Source organism: Sedimentibacter acidaminivorans, assembly GCF_017873955.1.
In the GTDB taxonomy this organism is placed as follows: domain Bacteria; phylum Bacillota; class Clostridia; order Tissierellales; family Sedimentibacteraceae; genus Sedimentibacter; species Sedimentibacter acidaminivorans.
Window position 1 is genome coordinate 171331 of record NZ_JAGGKS010000004.1, and the last position, 13991, is coordinate 185321.

A 13991-nucleotide genomic window follows, 5' to 3' on the forward strand; every position below is an offset into this window, starting at 1 on the left:
GTAAAATTATATGGATCAAAAAGGAATGCTTTCTATCGAAAGTAGAAATGTATTTAACATACTAAAAAAATGGCTATACACAGAACAAGATATCGTTTTTCGTGAATTAATATCCAATGCTTGCGATGCTATAGAAAAATTATCAAAGATTAAAGAAAAAGAGAGAAGTTCAACAGTATATAAAGGTAATATTTCTGTAAAATTAGATATTAATAAAAACTGTCTCATAATAAGCGATAATGGAATAGGAATGACAGAGGAAGAAGTTCAAAAATATATAAATCAAATTGCTTTTTCAGGAGCAACAGATTTTATAAATAATAATAATCAAACTGGAAACGATACAATAATTGGTCATTTTGGAGTTGGTTTTTATTCTTCATTTATGATTAGTGATCATGTTGCCATTGAGACAAAATCCTATCAAGAAAATGAACAAGCTGTACGTTGGGATTGTCTTGTAGACATGTCCTTCTCTATGAAGGAAGGGTGCAAATCAGAAACTGGCACAGATGTCATTCTTTATCTAAATGATAGTAGCCCGTATTTTAAAAAACCAACGCTCATATTTGATATAATAAAAAAATATTTCATTTTGTCTAAAACAGAAATTTACTTTGAAGCTCCTAATATACAAAAGCAACTTGTAAATATCACTGAGCCAATTTTTAGGTTAAATGAAAATCTAATAAATCAAGTTGAAATGAATTCATTTTATCGTGAGTTCTTTAGTGACATATCTGATCCTTTATTCTGGTTTAAATTTGAAAGTGTCGATATAGGCGTAAAAGGTATATTATTTTTCAGAAATACAAAAAACAACACAGAGGAATTAGATGGAAAAATAAAGGTTTTCAGTAAAGGAGTATACATAGGAGAAAACATAAGCGAACTCATACCAAAATTCGTAAATCTTCAAAACGGAATTATTGAATGTGATAACCTTCCTCTTGTAGTATCAAGAAACTCAATTCGTGAAGAAAATTCTAAAGAAAACATCGTAGATCTTATAAATGAATGCCTTTCACAAGAGGTAACTATTTACCTTAATAATATGTTTGAACAGCACAGAGATAAGTATGAAGCTTATTGGCCAAATATCAATGCATTTGTAAAATACAGCATACTTCAAGACAAAATATTTGCATCTGTTATGGCTAAAAAAGCTATATTTATGGATTTAAGTGGAAAATACTATACTATCAATGAATATATCGAAAAAAGTAAAAACACTGAAACAAAGGAAGTATATTATTCATCTGATGCTGTTGAACAATCATACTATATAGGAATTTTCAAGCGTTGCGGTCTAAATGCACTTTTGTTTGACCATGTGATTGACCAGCCTTTTATGCGAAAATATGAAGTAATAAATCCTTCCCTGAAATTTATAAGAATTGATTCTAATATTGAAGCCCTTTTCAATGGAGAAATTAAGGAGGAAGACAAAGAAAATGCAGAAGTGGTTACGAACAAGATAAAAAAGTTTCTTGGCAGCAGGCTTGGAAACATAAGATTAAAAGCCTCTAGTCTTCAACATGAAAGTATATCCATTTTAATAATCAATGATGAAAAATCAAGAAGATTGGCAGATATGATGGAGATTTATGGTTTAATTAATGCTACAGATTTTACAGCTAGAGAACTTCAATCCAAAAGCACTCTGCTCATAAACCTGAATAATGACATTGTTAGATTTATCCTTTGCTCAGATAATGAAGATCTCCTGAATATTATTATTAATCAACTGTTTGATTTAGCTTTATTAAACCAACAGGCTTTAGAACCCGAAGATATTGAAAGCTTCGTCAACAGAAGCGAAAATTTGCTCATTAGAACAATAAAGAAGTAAAAAAACACCATTTTAAAAAACTACCTAGATTATAAAAGGTAGTTTTTTGTTTTATGAAATTCTTTCAAGCCATCCTTTTACAGTGTTTACTTTCTCCAGTTGGTCTAATCCCTCTAAAATTACAAGGAAGTCCTTTATATAAACAATATACCTTTCATCCATATGAAGGGAATACACATTTATCAAATAATTAATAACTTCACTTATTTCCTCTGACTTAGTTTGATACATTTGCCTAGAATTTTTTTTAATTACCATTTTTAAATTTACTGTTGTAATCTGATAAATTATTTCTTCAAATTTTTGTAATTCACAACAACCCATTATGCCATAGTATATTCTTAGCATATCCCTAGTCATATCACTGGACCAAGGTTTTTTCTCGGTTGCATAATAAAGAGATAAAAGTTTAGCAAGAAAAACCCAATCATAATGAACTGTACTACTGATATCTAAATTTATATAATGATCAACTTCCACAATATAATGATAAATAATTCCTTTGTTCACTGCAGATTTAAGCTCCCCTTCGTAAAACTTTTCGTTCATATCGTTATCTCTCTTGTATATAGAAATTGTTGAACCCTGAACATACGTTTCAAATTTTAGTTCCTCAAATCCAACAATTTTATCCTTTATAGTTTGATCATCAACTATATCTAAGATATCTTTTTCCTCTTTATTTAAACCTGATAGTGAATACTCCTCCTCTATATAATTCAAAACCCCTTTAATATCATCTCTGTCATAATATGTATAACGCTGATTTCCCTTTAACTTTACAATTATAATTTTTAATCCTAATAAGTATTGAACAAAATCTTCTTTCTCTAAGTCCCTGCAAGCCATTTTATAAATACTACTATAAGTTAATCCTGTAATATCCATCCTAAATACAAAATTATCAGCTGCAGTATAGTATTTATGTTCAAATACTTCTTTTGAAAAATACTCATCTTCAATATATTTAATAACGTTATTAAAATCTCTTAAAATAATCAAACTTCCTATACGATGAAATTTAATGATATTTTGTTTATTTATCCTTAGGCTATTGTCCATTTGAATCTCCTTTTTTATTTTAATATAAAATAGTATTTATATTATAATCATTAAAATAGGTTAATATATTTAATTCAAAATACTAAATTTAACATCTTAATTATTATAGCAGAATATTCTTAACTTTTCTATAATGTACATGGATATTTATCCATACGAAATTAGCATTATACAATCCATTTTACTTTTGCTATAATGATAATCTAGAATTTATATTACATACTAACATCAAAATTTATTTAGAATCCCATAGGAGGTATAAAAAATGAAAAAACTAGAAGGCAAAATTGCCATAATTACAGGTGGAAATTCAGGAATAGGACGCGCAACTGCTGAACTTTTTTGTAAAGAAGGTGCTAAAGTAGTAATAGCATCAAGACGTTCTGAAAAAAATAATGAGACAGTAAATGAAATCACATCTCAAGGTGGAGAAATTATGGCTATTATGGCTGATGTTTCTAAAAAAGATGACTGTAAAAAGATAGTTGATGAAACAATCAAAAAATATGGACACATAGATGTCTTAGTAAATAATGCTGGTATTGCAGACAAGCATATGCCTATAAATCTTTGCACTGAAGAATGGTATGAATATGTGTGCATGGTTGATCAGTTTTCTGTTTTCTATATGACAAAATATGTATTAGAATATATGGAAAGGGAAGGAAAAGGCTCAATAGTAAACATATCTTCTATAGGCAGTCAGGGTGTAGCAGGTATTTCTTACAGTGCAGCTAAGGCAGCAGTAAACAGTATGACTAAAAATGTAGCCCTTCAATATTCTCCTACAGAAATTCGTTGCAACGCAGTTGCACCAGGGCCAACACCAACTCCATTGAATGCGGCTGAACAATTCAAGCAATTTAATCAAGAATTTGCAGCAGCCTGTGCAAAACATATAGATGTTGAACTTCCAGAAGCTCAGGCAAGTGATCAAGCTGAAGCAATTTTATTTTTTGCTAGTGATGCTTCAAGAGCAATTACTGGCCAAATTTTATATGTTGATCACGGTACTACTTTATATTAAATAAGCTTCAGAAGGGCGGGTATATAAACCCGCCCCTACGTTAGATTCTAATTATTGTCTCGACACTGTTATTGTTTTCTACGTTCTATTATTTTTTTCAGTTCTTTTTCTTTTTCTTCTATGATTAATTTTTTATTCACTTTTAGTTCTATTTCTAACATGTTGATTAGTTCATCAGCAAATCTCAATTTCCATTCTGTCATTATGGGATTGTATGTTAAGGCATATGCTACTAGCTTTCCCAAATCAGATTCTATTTTACCTTCGCATGATTGTTCAAAGTCAATTCCATATATTTCTCCATTTTTTATAATGAAATTTCTAAAATTTACATCAGAAATAATAATTCGTTTTTTGTAATAGTTAAAAGTTACATCATAGAACTTTTTCAACCACATGCACAATTTTATAATTATATTTTTGTAATCACATGAATTATCTACTTCAATTTGCTCATACCAATCTAGTAAAGTTAAATCTCCTAGGTCTTCCAATTCTAGTGTATTATTTTCTTTAGAAATAATATTTGGAACATTAATATTTTGATTTTTCAATAAAATTAAGAAATCTTCTTCTTTTCTCATATCGGATATATTCATAAATGTTTTTGAAATATATTTTTTATCACCATCTATAATTCTATAAACATCATTTCTCTTACTCAGTAGTTTTATCTTCTGATACATATTTCTATGTCTCCATTTTCAAAATATCCATCTAATTCTTTGGCTACAGCTTCAACTGTATTTTGTAATATTTGTTGTACGAAGGGAACCATTTTGATTTCTTTTCCATTTATTTTAAGTGATACCTCTTGATTATCCAATAAGCATTCACTTCTTTTTGCTTTTTTTCCTAATATTAATGAGCTTAATTCTCTACATGTATGTCCGCATTTTTGACAGCATTCATCTTTCATATCAGGTAACAATTTAAATACCTTTTCTTCTATTAAATCTACTAATTTATCCACATGTGTAATTGAATTTATAACTGGTATTCCTTTATATTCTGTCATAGAATTCGATATTTGTCCAGAAATTGCAAATGTAGTTTCATCAATTCTATCTTCTATACCCTTTATATCATGTGCTGTTACAATTTTTGGTGCCGATGTATCTCTAACACCTTCCATAACAACATAGTCATGGTCATAAAATTTCAAAATTTCATTTACACTTAATTTATGTTGGTACATTATATCTGTTTCATAGTGACCTCTTGCAGTAACTAAGCTAGATCCTGCTTCTTTATGTCTGCTTGTATTTGTTCCATCTGCATCTATTTTAAACTCTTCAAAATGAATTTCTTTTATAGTACCTACTGTATAATTTCTTTTTACTAGTTCTTTTATTATGTTTTCTATAGTTGTGGTCTTGCCTGTACTTGATGTGCCTATTACTGAAAAACCTTTCATTTTACACCTCTTTATTTATAAAGTTGTAGTTAATTTTTACATTGCTTTAATTAAAATAAATAAAATAGTAACTACTATACTTGAAGCTATAATTAAATAGTCTAGTCTATTCATTTTTAAAACCATATAGCTTGTTCTAGTTGAATATGCTCTAAACCCTCTCATTTCCATAGCTAATGACAACTCTCTTGCTTTTAATATGGAATTAGTTACAATTGGAAGCATTATATATTTATAAATTTTTATTTTCTTTATAAGTTTAACTTTTTTTATATCTATTCCTCTAAGTTGTATTGCAATTATCATATCGGACATTTCTTCTTTTAAAATTGGAAGAAATCTAATTGCAATCGAAACCATGAATGCTATTTCATATGGACATTTCCACTGAACTAACCCCTGTACTATTTCTCTGCTAGTAGATGTTGTAATTATTGTAGCTGATACAACTATTATGCTTATCCTTAGAATAAATTGCAAGGCACTCCTAATACCGTAATCTGTAATAATCACAATATTATGAAATTTTAAAATAGGCTGTCCCATTTTTATAAACATACTCTGAGCTATTGCTATAAAAACCATTAAAATAAATACTTTTTTTAATTTAAAAAACACAACAGCTACATCACTTTTGATTAGCAGTGAAACTGAAAGGGATATTAACAAAATTATAAAAAGCATCGATATTTCATTATATATCAAAGCTAAAGTAGATAATAATAGCACTATGACAAGTTTTGGACGAGGATCAATTTTATAATCTTTTATCACTTATAATTTCCCCTTCCTCCATATTTATAATTCTATCTCCATGCCTTTCCATAAAATAATCATTGTGAGTTATTATTAAAAAACCTATTTTTTCAGCCCTTAATTTATCCATTACTTGAGATAAAATTTCTACTCTTTCACTATCTAAGGATGCTGTAGGCTCATCTAATATAATATATTCAGGCTTATTCATTAAAACAGATGCTATGGCAAGCCTTCTTTTTTCTCCATAACTTAAAAAAAATGGGTAAGAATTTTTAACCTGGTTTAATTCAAACAGCTTAAGCATTTTTTCTGCTCGCTTATCTACTTCTTCTTTATCATAACCCTTAAGTATAAGTGGAAATACTAATTCATCCATAACAGAAGTAGAAAAAAGTTGTCTTTCAGGATATTGAAATACATATCCTATTTTTTCACCTATTTGCCCAAGAGTTAATTTTTTTGTTTCTTGTCCAAATATTTCAATATAACCATTATTTGGCTTTAATATACCCATTATAAGTTTAGTTAACGTTGTTTTTCCGCATCCATTTTTCCCTGTAATTACAGTTGATTCATTAACATTCAGTTGTAATGAAAAGTTATTAAATACGCATCTTCCCTTTTGATATTTATATGTAATTTCATTTATTTCAATATTATTTTTCTTAATATTAGTATTCATGGATACCACCAGTTTTTATATATTAATTACCCTATCGGCTATTTTCAAGTTTTCTATATCATGTTCAACAATGATTATTGTCTTACCTTGTTTTTTTAAATTCATTAACAAGTTTTTGATGATTTCCTTACCACCTTCATCAATCCAAGACATTATTTCATCACAAATTATTATTTTAGGATTTAGCATTAAAACAGAAGCTATTGCTATTAATTGCTGTTGTCCACCTGATAATGAATTAGGATTTTCATATCTATATTCTTCCATATTTATTATTTTAAGTATTTCATCTATTCTCATGGCTATTTCGTTTCTATCCACGCAAAGATTTTCTGGTCCAAATGCTAGTTCATCTTCAATAGTTGGTGAAAAAAGCTGTGTTGATGGATTTTGAAATATTATTCCTATATTTGTAGCTATTTCTGCCCTTGACATAAGGCTAATGTCTTGTCCAAATATTTTGACCTCTCCACTATATTCACCTTCGTATACATTAGGGATCAAACCACATATACAATTACATAGTGTGCTTTTTCCAGATCCACTCACCCCGCAAATAGCAAGTATCTCTCCTTGATTTACAATTAAATTTACATTTTCCAATGTCCTTTTTTGTACACTTTTATATTTAAAGTTTAATTTATTTAATTCTACTGCATTCATTTTATTACCTCAATTTTAGTTAGCCATTTACATCTTCTATTGCTAAATTTATCAGATACAACTATAGACTCATATGGCCCTCTTCCACCTTCATTCCTGCTTTTTAAAAACTTCCCATCTTTTTTATAGGTAATATAGACATTTTTATCTAATAGCACCTCTTCTATTGAATATGCAACAGAATATCCATCTACTGCGCTTAATATTACAGCTTTTCTATCAGATAAATCAATATTATATTTATTGAAGATATCTTTTAATTGTGCTCCTGTATAATTATGTTCAACTGGGTCAGTTGTAGATGTATCTAGAACTGCCTTAAAATTTCCTACTGTGATATTGTTAATTTCATTAATTCCAACAACTACCTCATTATCTCCATCTACTAAAACTATTTCTGCATTTGCAAGAATTTCTTTTTGCTTTTGAATTGACGGTTGCGACAGTTTTATTGAAACAATCATAATAACAAATAACACTATTATCACTAATGAAACTACAAACACTCTTTTATTCATATCATTCCCCTATTATAAAATATGGAACTATCATATCTTCCGACCTACACTCACCATGACTTCCACCATCTTCTGTATCATGCATACCGTGATCAGCTGTTAAAATTATAGATTTACCCCATACTTCACTTAGTTTTTGTATATAACCATCTACTTTATTTATGTAGCTTAATGTTTTCTCAGATTGAGTACCATAGGCATGACCTCTATCATCTATTCCATGAAAATGTATAAATATTAAATCATTATCACCACTTACAGCATCTAGACAGCTATTGAACATCTCATCATCTGTATCAGAATCCTTATTTAAATCTAAATGTAGAATTGGTTCTATTTCCGTATTGAGGATTTTTATATCACTTTCTAACAATATCGCTTTTTCCCCTTTTTCTAGAGCATATGCAAATATACTATTTACATTCATTTCACGCACACTCCTATCGTGAACACCATTTATATTAGGTGTTTGACCTGTAATCATGGCTGCATATCCAGCATTAGTAACTGGAGTATAAACGCTAAGAGCTGTATGCTTATAATACTGACTTAAAAATGGTATATAATCTTTTTCTTTTGCTAATTTATACTCATTGTATCCAAACCCATCTAACAAAACTACCATAAGCTTTTTATCATTATCTATATAATTTTTAATGTGATAATAAACATATGTAATGCTTTTATAATTATCTGATAAATAAATACCCACAATATTTTCTATAATATTTTTTTTATCTATGGTAGCACAATATACTCCATCTTTATTTTTACCTATAAACACATCCGAGGTCATCTTGAAAGATTCTCCATCTGCTTTAATTACAGTTATATTTCCAATTGAAACATCACTAACAATGGATTTTAGCAAAATGTCCTTTTCAATTTGAGGCTCATAGTTTAGTAAATAATTTCGATTATCATCAAATATATTTATACTATGTTTTACATTTGTATCTTCAATTGTTTCTTTATAACCCATACTTAAAAATATTTGATATCCTATCACAATAGCAAATATTATAAAAAGATCAGCAACAATAATTTTCATATTTTTATTCATACGTATGTCCCTCTATATATTTATATTCATTTTTTCTAAACTATTAATAATACTGCTAGCTATGATTCCTCCAACAGCACCAGAAAAAGCAGCACTTGATAACATAATCATAACAGCTAGACCAGGAAGTCTAAAGAACATTATGTTAGATATAAATGTTCCTAATATATTAGCAAACATACATCCAAAAACATAATGCAAAATATTGTAATTTTTATTTTTAGCAAGCATAAACACTAGGTCAACACAAAAACCTGGTAATGTATATGATACAATTGACATAATTCCATGAGACCCCATAGCGCCAGTAGCAATTACCAATATCGCTTGCACTATGCCAATAAGTAGTCCTGTACCAAATTTTTTAACCAAACCTGCTCCTATGACAATCCACAGCATATAAAAGCCGCCTGCTATAGCACCGCCTGGTATAAACAATGGACCTGTAATAATATGTACCAATGGTACTACTATTGGTTTAGTTGCTACTCCTAAAGCTGAAACAATGGCTATAATAGTTAAATTAAAAACTGAAAAGTTATATAGTAATGTTTTTTTCTTATACATATTTTTTCCTTTATAAATTTATTGATTAATTATAAGATTATTCTATGATTATTTCACCCACATGTTTGCACCAACGCTGGCTAAAAGGATCACGCCTTATAACAATTTGATAAGGTCCACTTCCACCTTGCTTTTGTGATTTTAAATATTCACCATCTCTTTTTAAAACTAAATAAACATTTTTAGGTTCATAAATTTCTTCTATGTCCAATACAACCATATATCCATCTAATGCATTGAAAGTGATTTTACTTTTACCAGATAAATTAATATTTAATGAATCAAACAACTTTGTCAGCTCTATTCCTGTAAATTTGGTTTCAACTGGTTTATTTCCACTACTCCTAATAACCGAAGGAAATTCTATCACAGAATCTAAATCAAGGATATGACCTTGTCCAACACTATAAAAAGTAGTACCATCTTGAATTTCTAATAAAAATGTTTTATTTTCATTGTTTGTACATGAAGTAATAAATATAATCATAATAAATATTGTTACAATTAATCTCTTATTTTTTAAAAGAGTTAATTTCATTTTTAATACCACCTGTACTTTATTTATTTCTATCAATACCTTTGCTCACAGCATCTCTAACTGCATTAATCATACCCCTACTAGATACAGTTGCACCACTGACAGAATCTACTTTAATATTCTGTTCTTCGACTATTTCCCTGGAAATAATTTTAAATACTTCCTCATAATATCCCGAAGTTTCACTATGTTTGTCTACAAATATTTTATTTATTTTATTGTCGCTTACATATATCTCAATAATTATTTTACCGCCAAAACCCATACTCTCTCCAATGTATGTCCCATTTTCAATTGTACCTATTTGTTCTATTATATTGTTATTTCTACTTAATGGTACAATGGGTAAAATAAAATAAATTCCAAGTAATATAATCATACTTATTATTACATATGATATGCTTTTAATTGTTTTACCTGCAAATTTTATTGTGTACCCTTCCCCTCCTTTGAAACACTTTGAATTTGTGCATTCTAAACAATTTATGCACTCTGGCGATATTTCTATATCTTTAATATTGTTAATATTTTTTGTTTGATTTATATTTTTAAAATTCGATGTATTTCCTGTTTTTTCAACATATTCTGCATTATCTATATTCACAGGACAATCGCTTATACACTTATTACATTCTTTGCAACCTGTACTACTAACTATCTTCAATGGGCCAATTGCATAAAATAATGCTTGTACTGCGCCAAGAGGGCAAAAGAATCTACAAAAAATCCGCTTTACAAATAGTGATAAAATTATAATAAGAAATAATATCCAAGTACCCCTGATAAATTTAAATCCCATAAAAATATTCAAATAAGCTATCCAAGGTGAATAAACTGATACAACCATACCCATTTTTAAGATACTTAACACTAATACAAAAATTAGTATTAAGTATTTAATAATTTCAGGATTAAAATGTCTGCTTCTGCCCAAATGAATTTCTTTAATATTTAATTTTTTACCTATATACTTAAAAAAATCCTGCAACGCACCAATTGGACAAATGTATCCGCAGAAAAATCTACCCATCAATAGAGATGTACTTAAGATGGCAATTGTCAAAGCAATACTTTTGCTTATTCCCCGAAATCGGTAGGATATATCTATAAACGCTGATTTTAAAGCACTCCAACCTCCATATGGATTCATATCACCTACAGATAAAATTTTCATGCTTATAATATCTCTTATATACAAATAATATATAAAACAAATTGCAATTACTGCTAGCGTTATTGTAATTTGAATAACATTACGAAGTTTTAGCTTCATTACACTCAATCCTCAATAAATCTTTTAACACTTCCTCAGTGCCATTAAACAATATTACTTGATTGTTGTTATTTATTATATAGCATTTTAACAATTCATCTAAAGAAAGTACACTCTTTACTCCATCTAGATTAACTGCTGTAAATTTACTATTATCATCCCATCTCATCCCAGCTGTCAACAGAACATCCTCTAATAGCAAACCTTCTGATCCATTGATATCTTTGGTTCTTACTACTTCTTTCATTTTATCAGGGAAAATTACGGCGTCCTTTGTTGTAGAAAAATGGCTCATTTTTTTTACATTCATACCAAGCTTAAAGTTTGGTGCTATATTCATAGGAGCATTTTCACCTTCAACTTTTATAAAATACCTTTGTCTAACCAAAGATATAGTTTCGTTTTTAATTAATCCATCTTCTGAAACCATAGTAAAAAAACCTTTTAAATCAACTGAATCAAATTTATTAAGAATTTTACCTACTTCTATAGATTTGTCTTTGCTTCCATAATATTCATAATAATACGGTTCGATATCTCTTGTCAACGCATCAAACATATATACTTTATTTATTTGTTTTGGAGAAACTTCTAAATATAAATCTATATTGGAAACCATCTTAACCCAATATGGACCCATTTCGTTTGGAATAACAACTCTTATAGGTTTCTCATCCTTCTTAATTTCCTTACCATCAAATTTCCACCCAAGAATTACTTGATTTGCATCAAGTTTTTCCTTATCCACCATTGTGTAATATCCATCTCTACCGTTTATCCCAATTCCTTGATAATCACCTAATTCTATTCCTTCTTTTTGTAGAACTTCACTAAGAGTTGGACCTTGCACATGCATATTTGTTTTTGTACCAGTGGTATTAATTAAAATTACATCTTCTTCAATTTGTTCGTATTCTTTAAGATCATCTGAATTTAACCTAACTGTTCCACCTTCCCAATTAATAGAAAAACTGTTTTCATCCTTTTGCCACATTTCTTGTGAAACAACATCTGAAACTTTTTCCATTTCCACATTATTATTAAGATATTGATATGCTCCAATTGCAGAATTAACACCATTTACAACTGCTTGGGAACTAACAGTTGCTCCTGTGACTTGTATTATATCCTCAGGTTTTTCTTTGTCTAATACAACTAGATTTAAATATTTATTTAAACCCATATTTATAAATCTCTCTAAAAACCAATCACTTTCAATATGTTCAGCATAATCTAAAGCTTCTACATGTGAAAGTATTTTTATTCCCTTCAATGTATCCTTGTCAATATCCATTGCTGCTAATAACTCTATTGGACCATTATATCCTACGCTACTAACGATATATGCTGATATTTTCCCGTCTACTTCATAGGCTCTTTTAACAGCGGGAAAATTTAGAGATATAAACAAATTGTCACTTGTGTTTTTTATGAGCTTTATTTCCTTCGCATTCGGATAAAATGCTTTTACCTGCAATTTTTCTTGTTTTCCTTCATCATTGAAAAAAAACAAAACTCCAATAACAGCCACTATAATTATAATTAAACCTAAGTAAACTTTCTTATTTTTCATAGCATACCTCTATATTTTTTTATTCTATAATTATTTTACTTATATTTGAAACCCACTGAGGTTTATTTACATCTCCTGCTTCCTTTTGTCCTACCACTAATTTAAATGGGGCACCTTCTGAATCATCGTATTCTACATTATTTTCTTCCCATGCAATTATCATAGGATAAAGCATGTTTTCATTTTGTTCATCTATATAATCCTGTTTTTTTACTTGTTCTAAAGTAAACACCATTTTATAGCCATCTTCTGCTTGAATAGTTACACTTGTTGCATCTTCAGATATTTCAGCCTTTTGCTCTAATAAATTCCAAAGCTTTGCACCTTTAAAATGAAAATATGCTTTTGTACCAAAGCTATTTAAAGCAAAAAAATCTGCTTCGAAAATTATATCATCCATTGATTTTAAATCTTTTACAGATAATTGTATTTCATTTTTTACATTACCTTCAACACTAAATGAGACATCATTATTTTGTTTCTCATCTTTATCATCTTTTGTTATGCCTTCATCTTCTTCGTTTGTTTTTAAATCTTGTTCTTCCTGATTTATTTCTTGGTTTATAATATTATCTTTTTCATTGTTATTTGTACTTACTATTTCTTCTGTTATGTTGTTTTCAACGCTATTTGTATCACTTGTTGTTTGTTGTATCTTAGATTCTATGTTTTTATCAACTTCACTATTTTCAATTGCTTCATCTTCTTGCTTTTTTTCATCTGTCTTTAAGGTATCATCTGTTATTTCCTTTTCTGTTTCTGCTTGGTTTAATTTGCCCATTTGAATTTCATTTGCTGATTCTAATTCTTTTTCCTCATTAGTTGTATTTTCTTCTGAAGCATTAGGAACTTCTAAAGTTTCAACATTATTTTTAGGGGCACACCCTGAAATTACAATTAAAGTTATTAAAAATATAACAGCTAGTTTATTTAATATATTCATATTTTCCTCCCACTAAGGAATTTTACAACTTAATTCAATAGGAGAATTGTTGAT

At 28.7% G+C, this 13991-nt stretch carries 15 protein-coding genes; 2 read left to right on the plus strand and 13 right to left on the minus strand.

Going from position 1 to position 13991, the window contains the following annotated elements:
• Positions 1–10: 10 nt before the first annotated feature.
• Positions 11–1852, plus strand: a complete 1842-nt coding sequence (htpG, locus tag J2Z76_RS08195) for a molecular chaperone HtpG (protein ID WP_209511553.1) — start codon at positions 11–13, stop codon at positions 1850–1852.
• 51 nt (positions 1853–1903) lie between these two features.
• Here htpG and J2Z76_RS08200 read toward each other — a convergent pair whose 3' ends face one another.
• Positions 1904–2914 (minus strand): hypothetical protein, encoded by a 1011-nt coding sequence (locus J2Z76_RS08200; protein WP_209511554.1) that lies wholly within the window; start codon positions 2912–2914, stop codon positions 1904–1906.
• A gap of 265 nt (positions 2915–3179) precedes the next feature.
• Between J2Z76_RS08200 and J2Z76_RS08205 the strand changes: the two genes are divergently transcribed.
• Positions 3180–3941: an SDR family NAD(P)-dependent oxidoreductase gene (locus J2Z76_RS08205; RefSeq protein WP_209511555.1), complete on the plus strand. Its 762-nt coding sequence runs from the start codon at positions 3180–3182 to the stop codon at positions 3939–3941.
• Between the two features lie 68 nt (positions 3942–4009).
• Here the strand turns inward: J2Z76_RS08205 and J2Z76_RS08210 are convergent, their stop codons facing one another.
• The 12 genes from J2Z76_RS08210 to J2Z76_RS08265 are packed head-to-tail and all read right to left on the minus strand — an operon-like array spanning position 4010 to position 13937.
• Positions 4010–4627 (minus strand): RIO1 family regulatory kinase/ATPase domain-containing protein, encoded by a 618-nt coding sequence (locus J2Z76_RS08210; RefSeq protein WP_209511556.1) that lies wholly within the window; start codon positions 4625–4627, stop codon positions 4010–4012.
• Positions 4612–5358, minus strand: coding sequence for a molybdopterin-guanine dinucleotide biosynthesis protein B (gene mobB, locus J2Z76_RS08215; RefSeq protein WP_209511557.1), 747 nt, complete (start codon positions 5356–5358; stop codon positions 4612–4614). Before mobB ends, J2Z76_RS08210 begins: the two co-directional genes overlap by 16 nt.
• Positions 5359–5394: 36 nt before the next feature.
• Positions 5395–6132 carry an energy-coupling factor transporter transmembrane component T family protein gene (locus tag J2Z76_RS08220; RefSeq protein WP_342455032.1) on the minus strand — a complete coding sequence of 246 codons (738 nt, stop codon included), beginning with the start codon at positions 6130–6132 and terminating at the stop codon, positions 5395–5397.
• On the minus strand, positions 6116–6799 hold the full coding sequence (locus J2Z76_RS08225) for an energy-coupling factor ABC transporter ATP-binding protein (protein WP_209511558.1): 684 nt from the start codon (positions 6797–6799) through the stop codon (positions 6116–6118). The genes J2Z76_RS08220 and J2Z76_RS08225 overlap by 17 nt, the downstream gene beginning before the upstream one ends.
• A gap of 15 nt (positions 6800–6814) precedes the next feature.
• Positions 6815–7462, minus strand: a complete 648-nt coding sequence (locus J2Z76_RS08230) for an ABC transporter ATP-binding protein (protein WP_209511559.1) — start codon at positions 7460–7462, stop codon at positions 6815–6817.
• Positions 7459–7980 carry a molybdopterin-dependent oxidoreductase gene (locus J2Z76_RS08235; protein WP_209511560.1) on the minus strand — a complete coding sequence of 174 codons (522 nt, stop codon included), beginning with the start codon at positions 7978–7980 and terminating at the stop codon, positions 7459–7461. Before J2Z76_RS08235 ends, J2Z76_RS08230 begins: the two co-directional genes overlap by 4 nt.
• Before the next feature lies 1 nt (position 7981).
• The gene (locus J2Z76_RS08240) at positions 7982–9043 is read right to left on the minus strand and encodes an alkaline phosphatase family protein (RefSeq protein WP_209511561.1); all 1062 of its coding nucleotides are present in this window, start codon (positions 9041–9043) and stop codon (positions 7982–7984) included.
• A gap of 12 nt (positions 9044–9055) precedes the next feature.
• Positions 9056–9610, minus strand: coding sequence for an ECF transporter S component (locus tag J2Z76_RS08245; protein WP_209511562.1), 555 nt, complete (start codon positions 9608–9610; stop codon positions 9056–9058).
• A 37-nt stretch (positions 9611–9647) separates the two neighbouring features.
• Positions 9648–10148 carry a hypothetical protein gene (locus tag J2Z76_RS08250; RefSeq protein WP_209511563.1) on the minus strand — a complete coding sequence of 167 codons (501 nt, stop codon included), beginning with the start codon at positions 10146–10148 and terminating at the stop codon, positions 9648–9650.
• Positions 10149–10167: 19 nt separating this feature from the next.
• Entirely contained in the window at positions 10168–11421 is a 1254-nt protein-coding gene (locus J2Z76_RS08255) for a 4Fe-4S binding protein (RefSeq protein ID WP_209511564.1), read from the minus strand.
• Positions 11402–12994 (minus strand): FMN-binding protein, encoded by a 1593-nt coding sequence (locus J2Z76_RS08260; protein ID WP_209511565.1) that lies wholly within the window; start codon positions 12992–12994, stop codon positions 11402–11404. The genes J2Z76_RS08255 and J2Z76_RS08260 overlap by 20 nt, the downstream gene beginning before the upstream one ends.
• A gap of 19 nt (positions 12995–13013) precedes the next feature.
• Positions 13014–13937, minus strand: a complete 924-nt coding sequence (locus J2Z76_RS08265; RefSeq protein ID WP_245210382.1) for a molybdopterin-dependent oxidoreductase — start codon at positions 13935–13937, stop codon at positions 13014–13016.
• Positions 13938–13991 lie beyond the last annotated feature (54 nt).

Excerpts from the sequence above, each read along its gene's own strand:
- htpG (WP_209511553.1), top strand. The coding sequence starts at position 11 with ATGGATCAAAAAGGAATGCTTTCTATCGAAAGTAGAAATGTATTTAAC.
- J2Z76_RS08200 (WP_209511554.1), bottom strand. The coding sequence starts at position 2,914 with ATGGACAATAGCCTAAGGATAAATAAACAAAATATCATTAAATTTCAT.
- J2Z76_RS08205 (WP_209511555.1), top strand. The coding sequence starts at position 3,180 with ATGAAAAAACTAGAAGGCAAAATTGCCATAATTACAGGTGGAAATTCA.
- J2Z76_RS08210 (WP_209511556.1), bottom strand. The coding sequence starts at position 4,627 with ATGTATCAGAAGATAAAACTACTGAGTAAGAGAAATGATGTTTATAGA.
- mobB (WP_209511557.1), bottom strand. The coding sequence starts at position 5,358 with ATGAAAGGTTTTTCAGTAATAGGCACATCAAGTACAGGCAAGACCACA.
- J2Z76_RS08225 (WP_209511558.1), bottom strand. The coding sequence starts at position 6,799 with ATGAATACTAATATTAAGAAAAATAATATTGAAATAAATGAAATTACA.
- J2Z76_RS08230 (WP_209511559.1), bottom strand. The coding sequence starts at position 7,462 with ATGAATGCAGTAGAATTAAATAAATTAAACTTTAAATATAAAAGTGTA.
- J2Z76_RS08235 (WP_209511560.1), bottom strand. The coding sequence starts at position 7,980 with ATGAATAAAAGAGTGTTTGTAGTTTCATTAGTGATAATAGTGTTATTT.
- J2Z76_RS08240 (WP_209511561.1), bottom strand. The coding sequence starts at position 9,043 with ATGAATAAAAATATGAAAATTATTGTTGCTGATCTTTTTATAATATTT.
- J2Z76_RS08245 (WP_209511562.1), bottom strand. The coding sequence starts at position 9,610 with ATGTATAAGAAAAAAACATTACTATATAACTTTTCAGTTTTTAATTTA.
- J2Z76_RS08250 (WP_209511563.1), bottom strand. The coding sequence starts at position 10,148 with ATGAAATTAACTCTTTTAAAAAATAAGAGATTAATTGTAACAATATTT.
- J2Z76_RS08255 (WP_209511564.1), bottom strand. The coding sequence starts at position 11,421 with ATGAAGCTAAAACTTCGTAATGTTATTCAAATTACAATAACGCTAGCA.
- J2Z76_RS08260 (WP_209511565.1), bottom strand. The coding sequence starts at position 12,994 with ATGAAAAATAAGAAAGTTTACTTAGGTTTAATTATAATTATAGTGGCT.
- J2Z76_RS08265 (WP_245210382.1), bottom strand. The coding sequence starts at position 13,937 with ATGAATATATTAAATAAACTAGCTGTTATATTTTTAATAACTTTAATT.